The organism is Streptomyces achromogenes (genome assembly GCF_030816715.1).
In the GTDB taxonomy this organism is placed as follows: domain Bacteria; phylum Actinomycetota; class Actinomycetes; order Streptomycetales; family Streptomycetaceae; genus Streptomyces; species Streptomyces achromogenes_A.
In genome coordinates, this window is the sequence record NZ_JAUSYH010000001.1 from 2,785,433 (window position 1) to 2,804,312 (window position 18,880).

Below are 18,880 nucleotides of genomic sequence, written 5' to 3' on the forward strand. Positions count from 1 at the left end.
GGGCCGAACACGTGATCGATCCGACGGGGCGGCAGAGGCGGACGGAACGGCAGGGACTGCCGTGCCCGGAGTGCGGAGCGCTCCGGGCACCCGACAACACCCCGTCCTGCGCCTGCGCCCGGCGGGTCTCCGACGCCCTGCGCGACACGCGCACGGCGGAGGCGGCCGCCGCGGAGGACTTCGATCCGTTGCGCATACGGCCATACGTGGAACTCGACGAAGCGGAACCCGACGGGACGAACGGGCGGGGCGCGAACGGGCCGGGCACGACCGGCGCGAGCGGCGTTCCCCGGGGTACCGACGTGACGATGCCGATGGCGGCGGTTCCGGCCGACGCGACGATGCCCCTGCGCCGCGTGGACCCCGCCGGCCCGCCACGGGACGTCACGGCGGCCCTGCCCACTGCGCTCCCCCCTGCGGGCTCCGAGCCCGGTACGACCGATCTACGGCTGTTCGAGACGGCTTACGCCGGTGCGACACGCGCCCACGAGGAACCCCCCCGTCCGCGCCGCCGCCGGCTCCTGCTGGTCGCGACGACCGGCGCCGTCGTCGCCGTGGTGACGGCGGCCGGGTTCGCCGCCGGGCTGTTCTCCTACGAGAAGCCGACCCGCGAGAGCGCGACCCCCGAGGACGTGCGGGCCGCTGTGCCCGCCCCGAGCGTCGGCGCGTCCTCCGCGTCGCCGTCGGCGAGCCGCTCCGCGTCCCCGTCCGCCTCCGAGGCCCCGCCGCCGGCCCCCGAGACCGAGCGCCCGTCGCCGTCCGCGACACCGGAGAGCGCCTCGCCGTCCGCGTCGCCGTCGACCGAGACGAGCCCGGCGACCCCGACCGCCGACGCCTCCCGCGCCTCGGGCCCCGACAAGGCGGCCGACGCCGTCCAGAACGGCGCCGTGGGCGCCGTCCCGCTGCGGCGCGGCGACCAGGGGACCGAGGTGACCGAACTGCAACTGCGGCTGAAGGCGGTGTCCTTCTACGACGGCGAGGCCGACGGCTCCTTCAGCGGAGAGGTCGAGGACGCCCTGCGCAACTACCAGCGGTCCCGGGGCGCGACGGAGGACGGCCTGGGCGTGTACGGCCCGGTGACCCGGGCCTGCCTGGAATCAGAGACGAAGGAGCCGTAGGCGCCACCCGGAACCGGTGGACACCCGGAAGCCCGGAGGACAACCGGAACCGGTGGACACCCGGAGCCGGACGAGGCCGTACGGGCTCAGCCGATCCGGATCCGTACCCCCGCCTCCCCCGCACCCGTGGCCTCCACGCGCACCTCGCGGAGATCGCGCACGACCGCGTCCGGCCCGTGGGCCGCCGCTCGCGGTCCCACACCGACGACCCGCATCCCGGCGGCCCGCCCCGCCTCGATGCCCGCGCCGGAGTCCTCGAAGACGACGCACCGCGCCGGGTCGACCCCCAACTCCGCCGCGCCCTTCAGAAAGCCCTCGGGGTCCGGCTTGCTCGCGCCCACCGACTCCGCGGTCACGCACACCTCGGGGAGTTCCAGCCCCGCCGCGGCCATCCGGGCCGTCGACAGCGGGACGTCCGCCGAGGTGACCAGCGCGTGCGGGACGCCGCGCAGGGAGGCGAGGAACCCGGGCGCGCCGGGCACCGGGACGACGCCGTCCAGGTCGGCGGTCTCCGCCGCCAGCATCCGCGCGTTGTCCTCGAGGTTCAGCCGCATGGGCCGGCCGGGCAGCAGCACGGCCATCGAGGCATGCCCCTGCCGGCCGTGGACGACCTTCATGACCTCGTCGCCGTCGAGTCCGTGCGCGTCGGCCCAGCGCCGCCAGATCCGCTCCACGACGGCGTCGGAGTTCACGAGGGTGCCGTCCATGTCGAGAAGGAGGGCGTGGGCGGTGAGGACCGGCATCAGTGGCTCCCGTACGTCATCGGTGGCTCTCGTACGCAAGGACAAGGCGGCCCCGCCCGCCGGTCAGGGAAAACGAGCGGGAGCCACTTTGTTCCCCCACGGTACAAAACAAGGATCCCCCGGCGCCACCCGGCCCACCTCGCCCAGCGGGCCCGGGTCCGCCGAGTGCCCCCGGTCCGCCGGGTGCCCCGGGTACCCCGGTCCGCCCGGCGCCCCACGCCCGGCACCCCGCCTCCCGCAGCCCGCAGCCCGCGTCCCGCCGCCCGCCTCAGCCGGTGATCGCCTCCCAGAGGCTCCACACGCCCAGCAGCAGCATCAACAGGGCCGCGATCCGGGTGATCAGCGTCAGCGGCACCCGCTTCATCAGGGCTTTGCCGCCGACGATGCCGAGGCCGGCCACCGCCCACAGCGCCAGCACCGCGCCCAGGCCGACGGAGAGCGGGTCGTCGTAGCGGGCGGCCAGGTTGGCCGTCATGATCTGGGTGAGGTCGCCGAACTCGGCGACGAGGATCAGCATGAAGCCCGCGCCGGCGACCTTCCAGAAGGACTGGTCCTCCGGCCGCCGGACCTCCTCGTCGTCCTCGTCCTTCTTCAGCAGCAGCACGGCCGCGCCGCCGAGGAAGAGGACGCCGGTCAGCGCGTGCACGATCTGCTGCGGCAGCAGGGTGAGCACGCTGCCCGCCGCGACGGCGAGCGTGACGTGCAGGGCGAAGGCGGCGGCGATGCCGGCGAAGACGTACGAGGCGCGGTAGCGGGTGCCGAGGACGAGTCCGGCCAGGGCGGTCTTGTCCGGCAGTTCTGCCAGGAAGACGACGCCGAAGACGAGCGCCGTCACGGTGATGCTGATCAAGGTTCCTCTATCGGTCGGGGCCGCCCCGCCGAGAGTGCTGCAGTCCTTGCGAAGATCCTCACGAAGACGCCTCGGCACGGCAGCACACGTCATCCGTGCCGTGCGGCACGGATGGGCACTGCTTGCCGAAGGTCTCGCCGGCGGGCCCCGTCATCACGGACTCGCCTCCGGGCGCCGGCTCAGACGAGCTGAGCAGTATGTCGACGGTCCGGCGAAGAGCTACTCCCCTTCTGCGCCGTCCAGTGTACGAGATCGTTCCGCCGTAGACCTTGTCGTGTCATGCACTCGTCACTAACTTCTCATCGGACGCACATCTCCCCGCAACGCGGCGGCGCGAGCATTCCCACGCCCGTGCTGCAACACCCCGCCTCCCCAACGGAGTTCGCATGTCGAAGTTCTACGCGCGTGGACGGCTGAGCGCAACAGCCGCCCTCACCGCCCTCATAGCCTCGGTCGGGCTGTTCCAGGCCCCGACCGCCTCCGCCGCCCTGCCCACCCCGGTCTCCGCCGCCACCGCCCGCACCTACCTCGCCTCGCTCACCGTGAAGGCCGAGAGCCGCACCGGCTACGACCGCGACCTGTTCCCCACCTGGATCACCATCAGCGGCACGTGCAACACGCGTGAGTACATCCTCAAGCGGGACGGTACGAACGTCGTCACCAACTCCGCCTGCACCGCCACCAGCGGCAGCTGGTTCTCCCCCTACGACGGCGCCACCTGGACCGCCGCCTCCGACCTCGACATCGACCACCTGGTCCCGCTCGCCGAGGCCTGGGACTCCGGGGCGAGCGCCTGGACCACCGCCCGGCGCCAGTCCTTCGCCAACGACGTGACCCGCCCGCAGCTCATCGCCGTCACGGACAACGTGAACCAGTCCAAGAGCGACCAGGACCCGGCCGAGTGGATGCCGTCGGTCACCTCGTACCGCTGCACCTACGTGCGCGCCTGGGTGCAGGTGAAGTACTACTACGGCCTCTCGGTGGACTCCGCCGAGAAGAGCGCGCTGACGAGCTATCTCGCCGGCTGCTGACCGGTCCGCGGCCGCCCGGCACTCCCCGCGGGCCCTCGTCGTTCCGTACCGTACGGTGCGACGGAGGAGGGCGATCACGTGGCCGGACTGCGGCTGGGACCACTGCTGAGATACGCCGACGGCTCGTCCGCGACCGTATGGGTCGAGGCGAGCCGTCCGTGCGCCGCCGAGGTGCGCTGTGCCGACGGTGCGGCCGGCGCCGCCCGCACCTTCCAGGTGGCGGGCCACCACTACGCGCTGGTCGAGGTGACCGGCCTGACGGCGGGCACCTCGACGGCCTACGAGGTCTTCCTCGACGGGTCACACGTGTGGCCGCCGCCCGACTCCCCCTTCCCGCCCTCCGAGATCCACTCCCCCGCCGCCGAACGCGACGGGAGCGGGGGCGGGAACCGGGACGGGGACGGCGGCGCGCACGGCGGCGACGCCGTCCGGGTGGCGTTCGGCTCCTGCCGCTGGGCGGCGCCCCCGGCCGGCGGGAACGACCCGGTCGGCCCCGACGCCCTGGACGGCCTGGCGGCGCGCCTCGCCGCCGACCCGGCCGCCGAACGCCCGGACGTCCTGCTGCTGCTGGGCGACCAGGTGTACGCCGACGAGGTCTCCGACGCGACCCGGGAGCGGATCGACGCCCGCCGCGGCCTGACCGATCCGCCGGGCGCCGAGGTCGCGGACTACGAGGAGTACACCTGGCTCTACTACGAGTCCTGGCGCGACCCCGGGGTGCGCTGGCTGCTGTCCACCGTACCGACCTGCATGGTCTTCGACGACCACGACGTGATCGACGACTGGAACACCTCCGCGGCCTGGCTGGCCGACATGCGGGGCACCGCCTGGTGGCGCGAGCGGGTGCTGAGCGGCCTGATGTCGTACTGGGTGCACCAGCACCTCGGGAACCTCTCACCGGCCGAACTGGCCACCGACCCGCTCTACGCGGCCGTACGCGACGCGCCCGACGGCACCGACGTGCTGCGCGCCTTCGCCGACCGGGCGGACACCGACCCGGAGTCCGTGCGGTGGAGCTACCGGCGCGACTTCGGGCGGGTCCGGCTGCTGATCGTGGACAGCCGGGCGGCGCGGGTCCTCGAGGAGGACCGGCGCGCGATGCTCGACGAGGGCGAGCGGGCGTGGCTGCGCGCCCAGGTCCTCGACCGTCCCGGCTCCTACGACCACCTTCTCCTCGGCTCCTCGCTGCCCTGGCTGCTGCCGCACCTGGTGCACGACGCCGAGGAGTGGGACGCGGCGCTGTGCCGGGGTGAGCGCGGCGCGCGCTGGGCCCGCTTCGGGGAGAAGCTGCGGCGCGGCGCGGACCTGGAGCACTGGGCGGCCTTCCCCGAGTCCTTCGCCGAGCTGGCGGAGCTGATCGCCGACACGGGGGCCGGGGCGGACGCGCCGGCGAGCGTGCTGGTGCTCTCCGGGGACGTGCACCACGCCTACGTGGCCGAGGCGCGCTGGCGCGACACGCCCGGGCCGGACGCCCGGGTGCTGCAGCTCACCTGCTCGCCCGTCCACAACTCCGTCCCCCTGACGATCCGGGTGGGCTTCCGCTTCGGCTGGAGCGCCCTGGCCCGCGCGCTCGGCCGGCGGCTGCGCCGGCACGGCCGCTGCCCGCGCCTTCCCGTCACCTGGCGCAAGAAGGGCGGTCCGTGGTTCGGCAACCAGCTCATGTCGCTGACCCTGCGCGGCCGTTCCGCCCGCTTGCGGCTGGAGCAGGCGCAGCAGGACGGGTCGCTCGCCACGGTGGAGGAATCCGACCTCACCTCCTGACGGGTTCGCCCCGCCGAGTTGCCGAGCAGCCAGCTGATTACCCGTCAAAAAGGGTAATCCGCAAGGTGGTTGCTCTCTTATGCGTCAGTGATGGCTCAAGTTGAACTAGCAAGCATCAGTCGGCTCCCTCTAGCGTGACGGCTCGTTCGGTACCGCCGCCCCCGACGACCGGGCCGGTCCACTCCCCTTTCAGGATCGGCCCGCCCGACACCGAAGGAGCACCCCCCACCATGTCCGCTCGTCTCGACACCGCACAGCCGTACGCGGTCGGCCTCTACCGCATCGTCGTCGGCCTGCTCTTCACCTGCCACGGCGCGGCCTCGCTCTTCGGCGTCCTCGGCGCCGAGGCCGCCGGCCGCACCGTCGACGCCGGCGCCTGGCCCGGCTGGTACGCGGCCGTGATCCAACTCGTCTGCGGCAGCCTGGTGCTGGTCGGCCTCGGCACCCGGCCCGCCGCCTTACTCGCCTCGGGCTCCATGGCGTACGCGTACTTCAAGGTGCACCAGCCCCACGCCCTGTGGCCGATGGAGAACGGCGGCGAGGCGTCGGCGATGTTCTGCTGGGCCTTCCTGCTGCTGGTGTTCACCGGTTCCGGCGCCCTCGGCCTGGACCGCCTGGTCGCGAGCCGCACGGCCACGAAGCGGGAGCCCGCGACGCAGCAGGCCACGGTCTCCGTCTGACCCGGCCGCCCCGCCACGCTCCAGGGCACACACCGCCCCCCCCCATGACCGCCCGGCCGCGCGTCCGCCGGGCGGTCATGGGCATCCCGCGGGTGAACGTGCTGTGCCGAACACACGAGCCCCCCGTGAATCCGCTGTCACACCCCGGGCGTACGCTGTATGGCTGTCATTGGCCGCACCTGCCGCTCCCCCGCGACACAGCGGCACGGTCGGTCGTCACGGGGGAGACACGGGGAGTTCGCGGTGTTCGACAGTGTGGGGGCGTTGCTCGGCAGCCCCTGGATCTACGCGGTGGTGGGCCTGTCGGTCCTCCTCGACGTGTTCCTGCCGGTGCTGCCCAGCGGGGTGCTCGTCATCACGGCGGCCACGGCCGCCGCGGCGGGCTCGGGCGCGGCGACGGGACGGGTCCCGCACGACGTGCCCGACATCATGGTCCTGATCCTCTCCGCGGCGACCGCCTCGGTGCTGGGCGACCTGGTGGCCTACCGGCTCGCCTGGCGCGGCGGTGAGCGCCTGGACCGGGCGATCTCCCGCTCCCGCCGGCTGACCACCGCGCAGGAACGTCTCGGCGAGGCGCTGGCCCGGGGCGGCGGCGCCCTGGTCGTGCTGGCCCGCTTCGCCCCGGCCGGCCGCTCCGTCGTCTCGCTGATCGCGGGCGCCGCGCACCGCCGCCCGCGCGAGTTCCTCCCGTGGTCCGCGCTGGCCGGCCTCTCCTGGGCGGCCTACAGCGCCGCCCTCGGCTACTTCGGCGCCCACTGGCTGGGCACGACCTGGCTGGCGACGGGGGTGTCGGTCCTCGCCCTGTTCGGCGCGGGCGCCGCCGCCGGTTTCGTCATGCGCCGCCAGCCGGCGTAACGACCCGGCCGGACGCGCCGCCGCGGCGGAGCGTCAGGTCGCCCGGACTGCCCTGCGTGACCCCGGGCAGACCAAGCGGGGCGACCCGGGCCGATCAGCGCGCCACAGGTCCCGCCCGTGCGGGCACAGGCCCCGCCCGTGCGCCCCAGGGCGGCCGGGGTCGGTCACGGCGGCCAGGACGGGTCATGGCGGCCGACGGCCGTGGACGGCCCGGCTACGCCCGCGCAGCGGCGCCGCTGCGGGACGCGCCGCGCACCTCGAGGCCGTCCAGAAGTTCCGCCGTGGCCGCGGCGACGGCGTCCACGGCCCGCTCGAACACCTCCCGGTTGTGCTCGGCCGGGGCCCGGAAACCGGACACCTTGCGGACGTACTGCAGGGCTGCGGCGCGTACCTCGTCCTCGGTCGCCTCCTCGGGCAACGCGGGCGGACGCAACGTCTTGATACTCCGGCACATGCTCACAGTCTGCCCCCGCGCCCCCCTCCTGTGCCACGATCATCTCTGTGGCGGCCACCGCTCCCGCGGGGCCGACCGACGAGAGGGACGACAGCACCATGCCGCACGACATACGCACCGTCGCCGTCCTCGGCCCCGGCGGGGTGGGCGGACTGCTCGCCGCCCTGCTGTCCCGCGCCGGGCTCCGGGGCCCGGAAACCGGACACCTTGCGGACGTACTGCAGGGCTGCGGCGCGTACCTCGTCCTCGGTCGCCTCCTCGGGCAACGCGGGCGGACGCAACGTCTTGATACTCCGGCACATGCTCACAGTCTGCCCCCGCGCCCCCCTCCTGTGCCACGATCATCTCTGTGGCGGCCACCGCTCCCGCGGGGCCGACCGACGAGAGGGACGACAGCACCATGCCGCACGACATACGCACCGTCGCCGTCCTCGGCCCCGGCGGGGTGGGCGGACTGCTCGCCGCCCTGCTGTCCCGCGCCGGGCTCCGGGTCACCTGCCTGGCCGGCGAGGACACCGCGCAAGTTCTGCGCACGCGGGGCATCCGCGTCCGCAGTGCCGCGTTCGGCGAGTTCACCGCCCCCGTCGACGCGGACACCGAGCTGCGCGCTCCGGTCGACGCGGTCCTGATCGCCGTCAAGCACACGGCGCTCGACGCCGCTCTGGCCCGTGTCCCCGCCCCGGTGCTCGGCGACGACACCCTGCTCGTGCCGCTGCTGAACGGCGTCGAGCATCCGGCCGCCCTGCGCGCGCACCACCGCCCCGACGGGGTCGCGCCCGCCGTCATCCGCGTCGAGTCCACCCGGGTCGCCCCGGGAGCGATCGAGCACGGGAGCTCGTTCGCGGAGATCGACCTGACCGGCGACGCCGTGCCGCGCCCGCGCCTGGACGCGCTCGCCCGGACGCTGACGGCGGCCGGCCCGACGGTCCGCGTCCTGCCGGACGAGACGGCCGTCCTGTGGGCGAAGATGTCGTTTCTCGCGCCCTTCGCGCTGCTCACCACCCGCCACGCGCTGCCACTGGGCGAGGTGCGCACCCGGCACCGCGAGGAGCTGGCCGCGCTGGTCGAGGAGACCGCCGCCGTCAGCACCGCGTGCGGCGCACCCGTCGACCCGGCCACGGCCCTCGCACGCTACGACGCCTTCGCCCCCGCCATGAAGTCCTCCATGCAGCGCGACGCCGAGGCCGGCCGGCCTCTCGAACTCGACGCGATCGGCGGGGCGTTGCTGCGCGCGGCCGAACGGCACGGGGTGCCGGCGCCGCTGACGGCGCGCCTGGTGAGGGAGTTGACGGACGCGCACACGGCGGTCGCCACCCGACCGGACGTCATTCGGCCCGGCGACCCCCGGTAGGAGCGGGGCGGCGAAGATCGACGTACCAGTCGTTGGACGTGATCCGGTTCCCTTTCGGGTACTCGAACCCGACCTCCCCGAGCAGCGTGAACCCGGCCCTGCGGCAGGCCCCGTTGGAAGCGGCATGGTCCACGGAAGGGTAGGCGTGCAGGGCCGGGCGGCCGCCGTCGGCCCGGCGCACGGCGTCCACCAGGACCCGGGCGGCCTGTGCGGCGAGCCCTCTGCCCTGGAACTCGGGCAGGATCGTCCAGCCCGTCTCCCACACCGCTTCGCCCCGCCACTCGCGCGCCCAGTAGCCGATCGAGCCGACGGTCGCGCCGTCTGCCGCCGACACGACCCGGTACATGCGCCCGGCGGGCAGTTCGAGGTACCGCCGATGCCGGTCGGCGAGCTTCTCCTCGCTCTCCGGCCCGCCCAGATGGCCGGTCATCTCCGGGCTGTTGGTCCGCCGCAGCAGCCAGAAGTCGCCCTCCGACCACGGCACCAGCCGTACCGGTTCCGCCTGCGTGTCCTCCATGTCCGTCATCGTAGAGCCGGGGTATGACACGGACGGACGCCGAAGCCGGACGTACGATCATGACGTCCCCGGGCGAACTCGGCCCCGACGCCGCCCCGTTCACGACCGACCGACGGAAGAAGGACGTATGCCCGTTGCCGTCCCCGGCGCCGTGTCGCGGGCGGCGTCGCTCGTGCGCCGCCGCGTGCCGACCTGCGTGCTCGGCCACGCCGGCCCGCCGTCCCTCGGCGACGGGCACGCCGTCGACCGCTATGTGCCGATCGCCTCGCTGACCAAGGTCGTCACCGGCACGGCGCTGACCCGGATGGCCGCGGCGGGGGTGCTCGGCCTCGACGATCCGGTCGAACGGTGGCTGCCCGCGGCCCCCGCCACCGGGATCACCCTGCTCGACCTCGCCCGGCACACCTCCGGCCTCCCGCGGCTGCCACCGGGCCCCCTTCCGGACCGGGATCCGTACGCCGCGTTCGACCTCCCCGCGCTGCACGCGCTCCTCCCCCGGCTGGACACGCTGGCCGTCGGTCCGCCGGGGAGCGGGGAGGAGTACTCCAACTTCGGCTACGCGATCCTCGGCGCGGCCCTGACCGCCGCGGCCGGGACGACCTACGAGGAGCTGGCGACGGCGTACGTGCTGCGTCCTCTGGACATCGCGGAGATGACCGCGCACCCCGCCCCCGAGCGGTGTCTGCAGGCCCCGGGGCTGTTCGGCGGGTCCCGCAGGCCCTGGACGATGGACGGGGCGATCCTGCCGGCGGGAGGCCTGTGGGCGACTCCCCGCGCCGTGGCCGACCTGGTCGTGCGGCTCCTCGTGGAGCGACGACTGGGCGACCCCGCGCCCTCCTGGATCCGGACCGGCTCGCTGGTATGGCACAACGGGGCGACCCGTCTCGCGTCGCTGTTCGCCGGGGCCGGGGACGACGGGAGCTGGGTGGTCGTCCACCGCCTGAACGCGGAACCGGAGGAGACGGACCGGCTGGGCGTCACGCTGCTCGGCCAGGGCCGCCGACCGGGTTAATTCGAACACTCGTTCACACGAACACCCCGAAGAAGCTCGCTACTCAAAATCGAACAGGCGTACCATTGGCGTGTGGCTACGACCTATGACTTTCCCAGCGACCTGCGCGCCGGTCAGGAGGAGCTGCATCAGGTCCGGGCCGAGCTGTCGGCCCTGCTGAAGCGGCTTCCCTGGTCGGTGGAGCCCCTGGACGGCTACAGCGACACGGGCGGCTGGCGCAAGGCCGAGCGGCCCGCCTCGCCCGGCTGGACGGCTGACGAGCAGGCCGAGGTGGAGAAGCTGCGGCGGCGGGAGCACGAGCTCGCGGTGTTCGTGACCTGCCACCGCTTCTGGGCGGAGGTCGCGTCGGTGGACCGCGTCGAGGCCCGCATGGCCCTCAAGCACACCCCCGAGCCGCCCCTCGACCCGCCTCCCGGCCCCGCCGCCGGGCAGGCCTGACCCGACACGACGACGGCCCCCCGGGAAACGGAGGGCCGTCGGTGGCGACGCGCCGGAGACCGGGGCGTCGTCCTTGGTGGGCGCGGACGGTTTCGAACCGCCGACATCCTGCTTGTAAGGCAGGCGCTCTACCCCTGAGCTACGCACCCAGGACACGAGCCGACAGCCTACATCGCCGCGGCCCATGCCCCGCAAACCCGTATCGGGGTCATGGGGGGTTACCCCCACCCCGGATCCGGGAGTGTGCCGGATCGTCCGGGAGCCCGCGGCTGCCTACCGTCGTCAGTGCAGCGTCAGGCAGCCCAGGGGGAGATCGCCATGGTCCGCACCACCCGTTTCGCCCGCTCGGTCCTCGTCGCCGGGGCCGTCGTGGCCCTCGCGGCAGGCGCGACCGCCTGCGGCGCCTCCGCCGCGGACGACGACCATCCCGACCACCGGACGTTCGGCATCTCCGGCGGCACCCTCACCATCGACTCCGACGACTCGGCGCTCGAGATCGTCGCGTCGCAGGACGCCGAGGCCGGCAAGGTGGACGTCACCCGCTGGTTCGAGGGCTCGGTCGTCGTCGGCGGGAAACCGGAGGTGACCTGGTCGATGAAGGACGACCGGCTGACGCTGCGGACGCACTGCTCCGGCCTGGTCGCCGACTGCGCGGCCGAGCACCGCATCGAAGTGCCCCGGGGGATCGCCGTGAAGGTCGAGGACGACGACGGCAGCGTCCGGGCGCGCGGTTTCCGGGACGCGCTGAGCGTGCACGCCCAGGACGGCTCCGTGCACGTCACCGACTCCACGGGGCCGCTGGAGCTGCGCACGGACGACGGTTCGGTCCGCGCCGAGGTCGCCTCTCGCTCGGTGATCACGCACACCCAGGACGGCTCGGTGCGCCTCACCCTCAGCACCGTCCCGGACCGGGTGGAGTCCGTCAGCGACGACGGATCGGTGACCATCGCGCTGCCCGCGGCCTCGTACCGGGTGACGACCGAGACGGACGACGGCGGGGTGGACGTGTCCGTGCCGCGCGACGAGTCCAGCGCCCATGTGGTGAACGCGCGCACCGCCGACGGCAAAGTCACCGTCCGGAACGCGAACTGACCGGCCCGTGTGTTCGTCCTTAACCGGTGGGAGAATGACACCGGGCAGGGTGGATCACAGCACGGGAGAGGGATGTGACGGCGACACCAGCACGGCCGTACTCGCCGTCGCCGCCGCGCGCGGACCGTCCCGCGCTCACCGCGCTGAAGGACTCCCTGATCCTCGTCGCCCTCCCGCTGGCGGCCGCGCTGGCGCTGCCCGCCGCGTTCGCCGGCGGCGGCACCCGGCGCTGGTTCGGCGGGCGCTCGGAGGAGCAGCGCGCCGAGGCCCAGGCCGCGAAGGACGCGGCGGCCGCCGCGTTCTACGAACTGGACAGCGCCCAGCGGGATCTGCGCATCTCGATCGAGACCATCAAAGCGGTGGACGACTCGCCGGCCGCCAGACGCGCGGTCTCCGACTTCGAGGCCGTCGGCAGGCGCATCGACGAGGCCAGCCACCAGTACATCGAAGCGGTGGACGCCCACGATCTCGACCGGGACGACCTGGAGGCGTCGGCGGCCGCCCAGGCGCGCGACCTGCTGACCCGCGCCAAGGAGGAGCTGGGCCGGGTCAAGCAGGAGCTGGACCGGTTCGCCGCCGGACTGGGCCCGCTGCTCGGCAAGGCCGAGACGCAGCTGGCCCGGCTCGCGCCGGCCGTGGAGCGGGCCCGGCAGGCGCTGCTGGCCGCCTCCGGCGCACTGGACGCGGCCCGGGGAAGCGGCCTGCGGGCCGACGATCTGGCTACCCGGCTGGCGGCGCTCGCGCCGGAGCTGACGATGCTGAACCAGGGTGCGGGAAAGCACGGGGTGCCGCAGACCCTGGAGCGTGCCGAGCGGGTCGCGCGGGAGGCGGAGGCGGTCCGCGCGGAGGCCGGGCGGCTGCCGGAGCGGGCCGCCGAGATCGACCACCGGCTGGTCTCGCTGCGTACCCGAGCGCAGGCGCTGACGACCCGCTCGGGACAGGTGGATCCGGTGCTCAGCGAGCTGCGCCGGCGGTTCACGGCGGCCTGCTGGCAGGATCTCCAGCATGTTCCCGACCAGGCCGGGGAGAACGTCCGGCAGGCCGAGGAGAAGCTGGCCGAGGCGCAGGCCGCACGGGACGAGCAGCGCTGGCCGGACGCCACCGCGCTGCTGTCCACGGTGCGGGCGCTGCTGAACACCACGGACGAGGCGGTGTCGGCCGCCGGTGATCGGCTGACCAGGCTGAACGCGGTGCAGAAGGATCCGCGGGCGGAGATCGACCGGACCCGGTTCGCGATCCGGGACGCCCAGCGGCTGGCCATGGCGGGGCGCAACACGCCCGACCCCCGGCACGCGCGTCCACTGGACGAGTCGGTGGCGCGGCTGGAGCGGGCGATCGCCACGCTGGAGGGCCGGCACCCCGACTACTGGCACTTCCTCACCGAGACGGAGGCCGTGCGTCAGGCGGTCGCCGGCACGGTGGCCCGGATCCGCGAGGAGCGCGGCACCGGGCACTGACATTGCCCCCGCCGCGCGACGGGCGGATATTGGATGACGAGGGCACGTGCGGACATTCCGGGCACGTGACGTCCTTCTGTCGGCATGCCTCACCCATATGTCTCACCCATCGGGAGGCGGAGATGGCGACGCACGCGCTGCGTTCCGGCTCGAAACGGCGGATCAGGATCGACGACCATCTGCCCGTCGACCACCGGCTGAACCTGGTCTACCGGATCGGCGCCGGGCTGATGGGCCTGGGTCTGATCGTCTTCGGCGTCTTCGGGATCATCGACCGGATCGGCTTCTTCGACACCGGCGGGGACGAGGTGTGGAGCCTCAACACCAACGGCGCGCTGAGCTGGCTGTCGGTCGCGGTGGGGCTGGTGCTCGTCGTGGGAATGGTGATCGGCGGGAACGTCGCGTCCACGCTGAACATGGTCTTCGGCGTGCTGTTCATCCTCAGCGGGTTCCTGAACATGGCCCTGCTGGAGACGGACTACAACTTCCTGGCCTTCGAGATCCAGAACTGCATGCTCAGCTTTGTGATCGGCATCCTGCTGATGGTGTTCGGGATGTACGGCAGGGTGGGGTCCGCCCTGCCGCACGACAACCCTTACTGGCGGGCCCGTCACCCCGAGGAGGGACGGGGCCGGCCCGTCACCCCGGGGAGCGACGGGCCGGACGGATCGGGGGCGGTGGGCCCCGATCAGGTGCGGTAGGCGTAGTAGTACGCCGTCGGGTAGGAGGCGACGAGGCTCGCCACCGACCTGCGCAGGGTGTTGTTCGAGTGGTACGTCACGTACGGCACGCCGTTGCTCTTGGCGGTGACGATCATCGTGTGGTCCTTGGACCCGTCGCGGTCGAAGTCCATCTGGAGGACGTCGCCGACCTCGAGCTGGTAGACGTTGGCGAGCGGGGTGGTCCGCTTGGAGTTCTGGGCGAACCAGGACCACTCGTTGACGCCGACGAACGAGTCGGACTGGATGTCGGCGTTGCCGAACCACTTGGTGTAGTCGTACACGTAGCCCGGGACGTGCTTCCAGCCGCCGGCCTTGAGGGACTGGCTGACGAAGTTGGTGCAGTCGCCGCCGGCGCCGTGGCCGTTGTAGTCCGGGTAGTCCTTGTTGTACGTGTACACGTACTTCTCGGCGTAGGCCGCCATCGCCTTGTAGTCGTAGGCGGTGCCGGTCTTCGGGACGGCGGCCGGGTTGCGGGTGGTCGCCGCGCGCGGGGCGTTCGGCATGGTGTCGTCCGCGGTCGTCACCTTCACCGTGGGCGTCGGCTTGGAGAGCGTGTTCACCGCGAGGCCACCCTGGTCGGTGTCCCGGATGGTGGTGAGCTGCCAGTTGCCCTGCCGGTCGGCCTTGAACGTCAGCTCGTGCTTGGCCTGGAACCCGGTGCTCTTCGGGGCGTTGCCGCGCGTCTGGGCGTAGGTCAGGGTCGTCGTCTCGGTGACTGCGGCCTTGGCCGTGCGGCCCGTCACGCGCGTGGCGTTCAGGGTGACGGTGGTGACGGCCTTGCTGTACTTCTCGCCGGCCTTCGCCAGCTTGTCCTTGCGCTCGCCGAGCTTGGACAGCGCCGCGTCCTCCGTGCGGGCCGTGCCGGAGCTCAGCTTGACGTCGCCCGAGAAACCGTTGGTCAGCGGCTTCGACCGGTCGCCCTGCGCGCCGGTGACCAGCGCGTCGGTACGGTCGGTGAAGACCGCGTCGGCCAGCCTCTGGAAGGTGGCCTTCGTCTTGGCGTCGACCCTGGGGTCGTCGACGACCGCGGCGCCCGCGGACCAGTTGGGCAGCAACGCCACTCCGGCGACGACCGAGGTGGCGGCGGCCCCGAGTATCGCGACGCGGCGGCGTGTCGCCTTCAATTTCCTTGACTTCACTGATGTTTCCCCTCTTGCCCCGGCGATGGGATGCCGAGGAGGGCATCCTTGCACGGGGTGTGTGGCTGTTGTGAAGGGGGTTGCGGTTGAGGTTTGGTTACTTCACCCGCCGTCCCCCGGCGGTCACTTGACGACCGTCGACCAGTCCGGGCTCTGTGCGGGGTCCAGGGTGCGCAACCGCTCCAGGGTGGCGGGCGTCTGGACGTCCATCCAGTCGGCGAGCTCCTTGAAGGACACGCACTTGACGTCCTTCTTGGTGCACACGTTCTCGATGGTCTGGTCGACGGCCTTCATGTAGATGCCGCCGTTCCATTCCTCGAAGTGGTTGCCGATGAAGAGCGGGGCCCTGCTGCCGTAGTACACGCGGTTGAAGCCCGCCATGTAGGCGTCGGCGGTCTCCTGTTCCCACTGCGGGTACTCGGCCGGGTTGCCCTCGACCTCCCCCTTGGACTGGTTGTACAGGAAGTTGAAGTCCATGGACAGGCCCTGGTACTTGCCGCCCTCGTACGGGAGCATCTGCAGCGGGAAGTCCCAGATGCCGTCCTTCTTCGTCGGCCAGATCTGGAAGTCGCCGGCGGAGGACGCGTCGTAGCGCCAGCCGTAGCCCTTGGCGGCCTTCAGCAGGTTGGCCTGACCCTCCAGGCAGGGCGCCCGGCCGCCGACGACCGCCTTCTTGAAGTCGAAGGGCAGCGGGGCGATGTCCCGGTAGCCGGTGTTGGTCTTCCAGTTCTCCACGAACTTGTAGAACTGGTCGATCTCGCTCTTCCACTCCTCGACGCTCCAGTCCTTGCCGCCCTTGGCGCCGCAGAAGTGGCCGTTGAAGTGGGTGCCGATCTCGTTCCCCTCCTTCCACGCCTCGCCGAGCTGCTCCAGCGTGGTGCGGATGTGTTCGTCGGTGGGGAAGCTGATCGCCGCGGAGCCCTTGGGGTGCTGCGGCGGGGAGTACAGGTCCTTCTTGCTCTTGGGCAGCAGGTAGATGCCGGTGAGGAAGAAGGTCATGTGCGCCTTGTACTGCTCGGCCATCTTCCGGTAGTGCTCGAAGAGACCGTCGTCGCCCATGAGCGCGCCGTCCCAGGAGAAGACCACGAACTGGGGCGGCTTCTCCCCGGGCTTGAGCGGGACCGCCTTCAGCCCGCCCGTCTGCGGACCGGTGTACGAGGTGGATCCGTCCCCCAGGACATGCGTCTTGCCGTCCCACGCCGGCTCCTCGGTGGCCCCCGCCGACGCCTTCTTGCTGTCCCCGGACGACGCGGTCGGCTCGGTGTTCGCCGTGCGGTTGAGCACCAGATACCCGGCCACCAGGGACGCGACGACGAGCAGCGCCGCCAGCGTCAGGAACCCCGGGTGCGTGGCAGCGGGGCGGCGCGTTGTTGCCGGGGCCTTGCGGCGGCGGCCCGACGGTGACTTCATGTGCGGCTCATTCTCCGGATTCTGGGGACGCGGGCGGCCTGCTCGGTGGTCAGCCGAGCGGGCTCATGGCACCTGACCAGATGCCGTACGGGACGCTTTTCTGGGACGTTCCTGCGATGCCTTTCAGGGGAAGCGGTTCGAGGCTCTTGGTGAGGTCGATGCGGTAGACGACGACCGCCGTGGACACGGACTTGGCGGTGCCGACGAACCAGGCCGCGGTGTCGCCCTGGGTGGTGCCGGCCTTCCCGGCCACCCGGGAAGGCGTGGCGGGCGTGTCGCCGGGGTGGGCCGTGCGGAAGGAGTCGGCGAGCGCGGAGCTGACCTCCCTGGCCACGCGCGGGCTGATCGCCCGGTCGGCGGTCGGGGTGTCCAGGACGGCCTTGGTGCCGTTCTTGGTGATCAGCCGCACCGAGTACGGCTCGGTGTGCTTGCCGTCCGCGGCGAAGGTGGCGTAGCCGCTGGCCATGCGGATCGCACTGGGCGTGGCGCTGCCCATGGTCAGGGCCGGCACCTGCGCCCCGAAGCTGGAGGGCAGCAGCCCGGACTTCTCTGCGGTGGCGCGCACCAGGTCCAGGCCGGTGTCCATGCCGAGCTGCATGAACGGCGTGTTCACCGACTGCGCCAGCGCCCGGTGCAGGGAGATCTGCCCGTAGGACCTCCCCCCGTCGTTCTTCGCGGCCACCTGCTTGCCGCTGCGGTCCCAGTAGGGGCCCTCGGGGGTCTTCACCGGCACGTTGTCGTTGCCGTCGTACAGCGACTCCCCGGTGACGGGCGTGGTGGCTCCGTCGCGGGACTTGTGGACGCCGTGCTCGAGCCCGGCCGCGTAGACGAACGGCAGGAAGGCGCTGCCGGCCGGGACGGTGGTGGCGTTGGACTCGTTGTAGCCCTGCGTGCGGTGGTCGGGGCCGCCGTACACGGCGAGGATCCGTCCGTCGGCGGCCACCGAGGAAGCGCCGTAGTGGGCGGCCTTCGCGTTCTTCGGATCGTCCTTGAGGGCCTTGTCGCGGGCCTTGGTGACGGCCTCGGTGAGCTGGGCCTCGCGCTTCTTGTCGAAGGTCGTGTAGATCTGGTAGCCGCCGAGGTCGAAGTCCTTGTCGGAGATGTTCCCGGCCTTCTTGGCGTACTGGGCGGCGAGTTCCACCAGGTAGTCGCTCTGCTCACCGGTGTCGTACAGCGGGTTGGCCTTGAGCGGCTCGGGGAACTTCGTGTAGGTGGCGCGCTCGGCCTTCGACAGCTTGCCGATCTCGACCATCCGGTCCAGGGTCCACGACCAGCGCTCGACGGCGCGGGCGCGGTTGGCCGAGTTGAGGGTCGGGTCGTACAGGCCGGCGCCCTTGAGGAGCGAGGCGAGGAACGCGGCCTCGCTGGCGTTGAGCTCGCCGACGTCCTTGCCGTAGTAAGCCTGGGCGGCGCGCTGGATGCCGTAGGTGCCCCGGCCGAACCAGCTGGTGTTGAGGTAGCCCTCGAGGATGTCGTCCTTGCTCATCTGGTTGTCGAGCTTGAGGGAGATCATCGCCTCGGTGAACTTGCGGCTGATCGTCTGGTTCTGGTTCAGGTAGACGTTCTTCACGTACTGCTGGGTGATCGTGGAGCCGCCCTGGGTGTCGCCCTGGCCGATGGTGCGGAACAGGGCCCTGCTGATGCCCTTGAAGGAGATGCCGGGGTCGCTGTAGAAGCTCGCGTTCTCCGCGGAGAGCACGGCCCAGCGGACGTCCTCGGGGATGTCCTTCAGCGGCATCGCCTGCCGCTGCACCCAGCCGGTGCGGGCCATCGGCGTCCCGTCGGCCCAGAAGTACACGTTGTCCTGCTGTGTGGCGTACGTGTTGAGATTGTCCGGGATGTCGGTGGCGGCGTAGGCGACGACCAGGAACATGCTGCTCAGGCCTATGGAGGTGAGGACCCCGCCGAGCCATTGCCGCCAGGAGGGTATCCAGCGCCGCCAGTCGTCACGGCCGGGCCGCGGGTACTGCGGACGCAGTCTGCGGACGTACGGAGTGATACGAGACACATATGGCGCCAGCACCGCGAGGAGCGGGGCGAGCCGAGGGCCCAGAGCGGCAGAAATACGGACACGCAGGGGAGGCCGGGGGGCTTTGCGCCGATTCTTCGACGAGCGTGCCCCGTCGTCGGCTTCCCCCTGGGACATATCCGGCTCGACCGGTATGTCCGACACGCGCAGCTGCATGGTCTCGTCCGCCTGGAAAGCGGCCGGCACCTTCAACTGCATGGTGGCATCCGGCTCTTGGGGCT

General features: G+C 72.2%; 19 protein-coding genes and 1 tRNA gene. 11 read left to right on the forward strand and 9 right to left on the reverse strand.

Annotated elements, in window-relative coordinates; all coding sequences use genetic code 11:
• The first annotated feature begins 11 nt into the window (after nucleotides 1–11).
• A complete protein-coding gene (locus QF032_RS12590; protein WP_307056022.1) occupies nucleotides 12–1,118 on the forward strand; it encodes a peptidoglycan-binding domain-containing protein in 1,107 nt (368 codons plus the stop codon).
• An 86-nt stretch (nucleotides 1,119–1,204) separates the two neighbouring features.
• Here the strand turns inward: QF032_RS12590 and QF032_RS12595 are convergent, their stop codons facing one another.
• Nucleotides 1,205–1,861 (reverse strand): HAD-IA family hydrolase, encoded by a 657-nt coding sequence (locus tag QF032_RS12595; RefSeq protein WP_307056023.1) that lies wholly within the window; start codon nucleotides 1,859–1,861, stop codon nucleotides 1,205–1,207.
• A gap of 268 nt (nucleotides 1,862–2,129) precedes the next feature.
• Nucleotides 2,130–2,711: a TMEM165/GDT1 family protein gene (locus QF032_RS12600; protein WP_307042417.1), complete on the reverse strand. Its 582-nt coding sequence runs from the start codon at nucleotides 2,709–2,711 to the stop codon at nucleotides 2,130–2,132.
• A gap of 386 nt (nucleotides 2,712–3,097) precedes the next feature.
• On the opposite strand from QF032_RS12600, the gene QF032_RS12605 reads away from it, so the two are divergent.
• From QF032_RS12605 to QF032_RS12620, 4 genes are all read left to right on the forward strand, one after another.
• Complete coding sequence (locus QF032_RS12605; protein WP_307042419.1) at nucleotides 3,098–3,742, forward strand: HNH endonuclease family protein; 645 nt, start codon at nucleotides 3,098–3,100, stop codon at nucleotides 3,740–3,742.
• A 78-nt stretch (nucleotides 3,743–3,820) separates the two neighbouring features.
• Nucleotides 3,821–5,503, forward strand: coding sequence for an alkaline phosphatase D family protein (locus QF032_RS12610; RefSeq protein ID WP_307056024.1), 1,683 nt, complete (start codon nucleotides 3,821–3,823; stop codon nucleotides 5,501–5,503).
• A 230-nt stretch (nucleotides 5,504–5,733) separates the two neighbouring features.
• On the forward strand, nucleotides 5,734–6,183 hold the full coding sequence (locus QF032_RS12615; protein ID WP_307042424.1) for a DoxX family protein: 450 nt from the start codon (nucleotides 5,734–5,736) through the stop codon (nucleotides 6,181–6,183).
• A gap of 243 nt (nucleotides 6,184–6,426) precedes the next feature.
• A complete protein-coding gene (locus QF032_RS12620; protein WP_307056025.1) occupies nucleotides 6,427–7,038 on the forward strand; it encodes a DedA family protein in 612 nt (203 codons plus the stop codon).
• 214 nt (nucleotides 7,039–7,252) lie between these two features.
• On the opposite strand, the gene QF032_RS12625 is transcribed toward QF032_RS12620, so the two are convergent.
• Together QF032_RS12625 and QF032_RS40600 are read right to left on the reverse strand one after the other, a co-directional pair.
• On the reverse strand, nucleotides 7,253–7,492 hold the full coding sequence (locus tag QF032_RS12625) for a DUF2277 domain-containing protein (RefSeq protein WP_307042429.1): 240 nt from the start codon (nucleotides 7,490–7,492) through the stop codon (nucleotides 7,253–7,255).
• Nucleotides 7,493–7,494: 2 nt separating this feature from the next.
• The gene (locus QF032_RS40600) at nucleotides 7,495–7,794 is read right to left on the reverse strand and encodes a DUF2277 family protein (RefSeq protein WP_373430329.1); all 300 of its coding nucleotides are present in this window, start codon (nucleotides 7,792–7,794) and stop codon (nucleotides 7,495–7,497) included.
• Between the two features lie 98 nt (nucleotides 7,795–7,892).
• Between QF032_RS40600 and QF032_RS12635 the strand changes: the two genes are divergently transcribed.
• Entirely contained in the window at nucleotides 7,893–8,843 is a 951-nt protein-coding gene (locus QF032_RS12635) for a ketopantoate reductase family protein (protein WP_307050059.1), read from the forward strand.
• On the opposite strand, the gene QF032_RS12640 is transcribed toward QF032_RS12635, so the two are convergent.
• Nucleotides 8,818–9,360, reverse strand: coding sequence for a GNAT family N-acetyltransferase (locus QF032_RS12640; protein WP_307056026.1), 543 nt, complete (start codon nucleotides 9,358–9,360; stop codon nucleotides 8,818–8,820). The two genes, QF032_RS12635 and QF032_RS12640, sit on opposite strands and share 26 nt — an antisense overlap.
• A gap of 127 nt (nucleotides 9,361–9,487) precedes the next feature.
• Here QF032_RS12640 and QF032_RS12645 point away from each other — a divergent pair, with 127 nt between their 5' ends.
• Complete coding sequence (locus tag QF032_RS12645; protein WP_307056027.1) at nucleotides 9,488–10,372, forward strand: serine hydrolase domain-containing protein; 885 nt, start codon at nucleotides 9,488–9,490, stop codon at nucleotides 10,370–10,372.
• 72 nt (nucleotides 10,373–10,444) lie between these two features.
• On the forward strand, nucleotides 10,445–10,810 hold the full coding sequence (locus QF032_RS12650) for a hypothetical protein (RefSeq protein WP_307056028.1): 366 nt from the start codon (nucleotides 10,445–10,447) through the stop codon (nucleotides 10,808–10,810).
• A gap of 74 nt (nucleotides 10,811–10,884) precedes the next feature.
• Here QF032_RS12650 and QF032_RS12655 read toward each other — a convergent pair.
• Nucleotides 10,885–10,959, reverse strand: a tRNA-Val gene (locus tag QF032_RS12655).
• Nucleotides 10,960–11,128: 169 nt separating this feature from the next.
• Between QF032_RS12655 and QF032_RS12660 the strand changes: the two genes are divergently transcribed.
• From QF032_RS12660 to QF032_RS12670, 3 genes are all read left to right on the forward strand, one after another.
• Nucleotides 11,129–11,902 (forward strand): DUF4097 family beta strand repeat-containing protein, encoded by a 774-nt coding sequence (locus QF032_RS12660; RefSeq protein ID WP_307042434.1) that lies wholly within the window; start codon nucleotides 11,129–11,131, stop codon nucleotides 11,900–11,902.
• Nucleotides 11,903–11,976: 74 nt separating this feature from the next.
• On the forward strand, nucleotides 11,977–13,359 hold the full coding sequence (locus tag QF032_RS12665) for a hypothetical protein (RefSeq protein WP_307042436.1): 1,383 nt from the start codon (nucleotides 11,977–11,979) through the stop codon (nucleotides 13,357–13,359).
• Between the two features lie 122 nt (nucleotides 13,360–13,481).
• A complete protein-coding gene (locus tag QF032_RS12670; protein ID WP_307042439.1) occupies nucleotides 13,482–14,060 on the forward strand; it encodes a DUF4383 domain-containing protein in 579 nt (192 codons plus the stop codon).
• On the opposite strand, the gene QF032_RS12675 is transcribed toward QF032_RS12670, so the two are convergent.
• The 3 genes from QF032_RS12675 to QF032_RS12685 form a co-directional block, all read right to left on the reverse strand.
• Entirely contained in the window at nucleotides 14,048–15,205 is a 1,158-nt protein-coding gene (locus QF032_RS12675; RefSeq protein ID WP_307056029.1) for an amidase domain-containing protein, read from the reverse strand. The two genes, QF032_RS12670 and QF032_RS12675, sit on opposite strands and share 13 nt — an antisense overlap.
• Nucleotides 15,206–15,343: 138 nt before the next feature.
• On the reverse strand, nucleotides 15,344–16,630 hold the full coding sequence (locus QF032_RS12680; protein WP_306952760.1) for a hypothetical protein: 1,287 nt from the start codon (nucleotides 16,628–16,630) through the stop codon (nucleotides 15,344–15,346).
• A gap of 49 nt (nucleotides 16,631–16,679) precedes the next feature.
• Entirely contained in the window at nucleotides 16,680–18,857 is a 2,178-nt protein-coding gene (locus tag QF032_RS12685; RefSeq protein ID WP_307050061.1) for a transglycosylase domain-containing protein, read from the reverse strand.
• Nucleotides 18,858–18,880 lie beyond the last annotated feature (23 nt).

Bases quoted from the DNA above. Each gene is read 5' to 3' on its own strand.
- QF032_RS12645 (WP_307056027.1), top strand. From the start codon at position 9,488: ATGCCCGTTGCCGTCCCCGGCGCCGTGTCGCGGGCGGCGTCGCTCGTG.
- QF032_RS12605 (WP_307042419.1), top strand. From the start codon at position 3,098: ATGTCGAAGTTCTACGCGCGTGGACGGCTGAGCGCAACAGCCGCCCTC.
- QF032_RS12625 (WP_307042429.1), bottom strand. From the start codon at position 7,492: ATGTGCCGGAGTATCAAGACGTTGCGTCCGCCCGCGTTGCCCGAGGAG.
- QF032_RS12640 (WP_307056026.1), bottom strand. From the start codon at position 9,360: ATGGAGGACACGCAGGCGGAACCGGTACGGCTGGTGCCGTGGTCGGAG.
- QF032_RS12660 (WP_307042434.1), top strand. From the start codon at position 11,129: ATGGTCCGCACCACCCGTTTCGCCCGCTCGGTCCTCGTCGCCGGGGCC.
- QF032_RS12595 (WP_307056023.1), bottom strand. From the start codon at position 1,861: ATGCCGGTCCTCACCGCCCACGCCCTCCTTCTCGACATGGACGGCACC.
- QF032_RS12680 (WP_306952760.1), bottom strand. From the start codon at position 16,630: ATGAAGTCACCGTCGGGCCGCCGCCGCAAGGCCCCGGCAACAACGCGC.
- QF032_RS12615 (WP_307042424.1), top strand. From the start codon at position 5,734: ATGTCCGCTCGTCTCGACACCGCACAGCCGTACGCGGTCGGCCTCTAC.
- QF032_RS12635 (WP_307050059.1), top strand. From the start codon at position 7,893: ATGCCGCACGACATACGCACCGTCGCCGTCCTCGGCCCCGGCGGGGTG.
- QF032_RS40600 (WP_373430329.1), bottom strand. From the start codon at position 7,794: ATGTGCCGGAGTATCAAGACGTTGCGTCCGCCCGCGTTGCCCGAGGAG.
- QF032_RS12670 (WP_307042439.1), top strand. From the start codon at position 13,482: ATGGCGACGCACGCGCTGCGTTCCGGCTCGAAACGGCGGATCAGGATC.
- QF032_RS12685 (WP_307050061.1), bottom strand. From the start codon at position 18,857: ATGCAGTTGAAGGTGCCGGCCGCTTTCCAGGCGGACGAGACCATGCAG.